The 2,900-nt window shown below is 27.2% G+C and carries 2 protein-coding genes; both read right to left on the bottom strand.

The features are described from left to right. Positions 1 to 1,751 (bottom strand): hypothetical protein (locus AJ888_RS04985; protein WP_070296165.1); only part of this gene is annotated, 1,751 nt, incomplete at its 3' end. A 210-nt stretch (positions 1,752 to 1,961) separates the two neighbouring features. Beyond that, positions 1,962 to 2,900, bottom strand: a 939-nt coding sequence (locus AJ888_RS04980) for an autotransporter outer membrane beta-barrel domain-containing protein (RefSeq protein ID WP_148123918.1), incomplete at its 5' end; no start/stop codon positions are given.

Below are 2,900 nucleotides of genomic sequence, written 5' to 3'. Positions count from 1 at the left end.
TTTAAAATATCTTTAATCAGTTTTTGCAAATTCCTTTTTGTTTCTTCTTGTTCTTTTATGATAAAACATTTTGCTTTTGGCCAAAAATAACTTTTAGGATTTTCAAATTTTCCCCAACGCCAATCAAACCTAGGATGTAAAAGAACTATAGTAGGAATATCCATAGCTAAACTTAAATGCGCTATAGCACTATCAATACTAAGCATACAGTCAATATCATATAAATAATTTAGAGTATCATTCCAATTTTTTATAAGCTTGCTTCTATCTTCTATTACCTTAGGTAATTCTTCTTTTAATTGCATTTGAAAAGAAATGATTTCATAATCTAAGTCTTTTAATACATCAAATAAAAATTCAAATTTTACATTTCTTAATAAATCAGAATTTTCAGCATTAGGAGTAGCATAAAAAATACCAAGTTTTTTTCTTTGATTATGCGGTTTTTTCTGTGGCAATATAGGTGTTTTTAATCGTAAAATCTCATCAAGCTTAATATCAATAAAAAAAGGCAAAGAACAAATAGGAATAGCATAATCAAAATTTGTAGGTAGATTTTTTAAAACCTTTACATTTTTAAAAATATCATCATTTTGATTTAAAAATTTGATTTGATTTTTAAACATTTCATACATGGCACTTTGAGGAGCAAATAAAACCTTTGAAGCGATTTTGCAAAGTTTTTCTAAGCATCTTGCATACATTATAGTATCGCCAAAGCCTTGCTCGCAAAATACTAAAACTTCTTTATTTTTAAAAGCATCAACGCCAAATTTATTAAAAGCTTTTAGGCTTTCATTATAATGATAAGTAGAAAAAGTTTCATTATGAGCATAAAATAATCTGCTTTCATAATATTTCTTGCCCTCTTCAAAATTATCATCCACTCCCATACGCATCAAAAGATAAGCCAAATCAAATTGATAGGTTGCATGAGAATCCAAGCTAAGACATTTTTTATAAGCATGATAAGCTTCTTGATAGTTTGAGTTAAATTCTAATACCTTAGCATAGTTTTGCCAAAACTGTGCATGGTGTTGATTGGCTTCTTGTAGTGATTGAAAAAGTTCTAAAGAATCAGATATTCTAAAAAGCTTAAAAAGCAAGTATGCTTTTTGGGGTAAAATTTGATGAGTTAAAAAATCTTCTATTTTAGAAATGGTAAGATTTTCTTTGGTTTTACTGTGAAGCCTATCTTCGAGTTTGACTAAATTAAGATTGGTTTGTTCAGCAATGATTCCTTTTTGTAGTTTATCAATCAAATCTTGCATAAAATGACACAAGTGCTCATGTGCATTTAATGCCTTCGTAAAATCATGTTTAAAATAAATTTCTGCATAATTTTTCCATAGATTAAGATTATACATATCTTTAGAAAGTAATTCTTTGAAAATTTGTTCAGATTCTTCTAGTTTATTACTCAGTTTATAAATAAAAGCCAATTCTAACTTAAGTTCATCTTCTAAATCATCTTTGCGAGTTAAAAGTGTTTGTAATAAATTCAAGGCTTCATCAAGTCTTAAATTTTCAATATAGCTTTTAGCAAGCATAAGACCATTAAAACTTGTAGGATTTAAAGAAAAAAGCTCTTGAGCATAATATAAAGCTTTTTGAAAAAGAGAAAGTTTATAAGAAGAAAGCGTAGCAAATTCTAAAGCAAATTTTGGACTTTCTTTTAAAAATTGCTCACTCAAGTTTAAACATTTTTCATAATTAGCATTAAAATAATAATAATGAATTTTATCAAACATATTTTTCCTTGATAGTTACATTAAAATCTAATATTATCTTATAAGTTGCATAAAAAGATAATTATATTTTTATAAAATTAAATAATAAAACAAAAATAAAAAAATAAATACAATAAAAACATCCATCCTAATAATTTTAAAATTATCAGGATGAAATTTTAACAAGCTAGGAGAGTAAACTAATTAAACTAAGTAGGATCTTTTATAAGATTACCAAAGATAATTAAACTGAGCAAATCCTGTATGGGTATTGCCATCTTTATCAAACATTCCATTATAGTTTAAACTAAAATAGAAAGCTTCATTAACAGGAACGATAAAAGAAGTGCTTACAAATTTTTGTACTCTTGGTAAATCAAACTCATCACTTACTTTTGTATTTCCAAATCTAGCCTCAGCTTCTACTTTAGGATTGATATTAAACTTAGCTCCAAGTTCTACTGAAGTTTTTAAATTAGGCAACCAATCTCTAAACCAAGTAAAGCTTGTTTTAGTAGAGAAAAGATTTAAATAGTTTGCATAGGTTCTTTCTCCACCTTTAACTGTTGCTTGTCCTATAGTGTCTTTCATAGAAAAAGCTTCAGTATAGCCTCCTTCATAAGCAAGACCTATTTCAGGGGAGAATATATCTTTATTAGAAATAAAATTCATACCTAAGGCTGTATTGACTCCATAAGCATAAGAATTAGGTTCAGCTTTAGCTTCATTATTTCCTATTTTTTTAGTTAAATCATTTTTAATCAAAGCAGCTTTACCTTGAGCTTTGATATAAACTTCTTGACCTTTACTTGTAGTAAATAAGGTATTAAAGTATTTTAAACCTGCATAATAGGTTCTATTATTAATATCAAAATAAGTTGAACCCATTTTTGTATCTTCATAACCTGCATACACACCATATATTCCACTGTCTTTTAAAGTAGAATAACCTATAATGGTTCCTTTAGTGTGTCCTTTACTTTCTTCATTTAAAGAAAGTTCAACATTCTGTGAAGAAGTATAAGGAAGGATGAATAAAGAATGTTCTTTATTAGAACCATGGCTTCCGTTATTTAAATCACTCTTTATATAATCACTTGCATCTGCATATAAATTACCCTTTTCAGACATAGCAATGCTTTGAGACTTACTTGAAGAAGCTAAAGCAAA

The organism is Campylobacter sp. BCW_6467, assembly GCF_001762855.1.
GTDB lineage: Bacteria > Campylobacterota > Campylobacteria > Campylobacterales > Campylobacteraceae > Campylobacter_D > Campylobacter_D jejuni.
The sequence above is the reverse complement of the archived record's forward strand: the minus strand, read 5'-3'. Positions and strand labels throughout refer to the sequence as shown.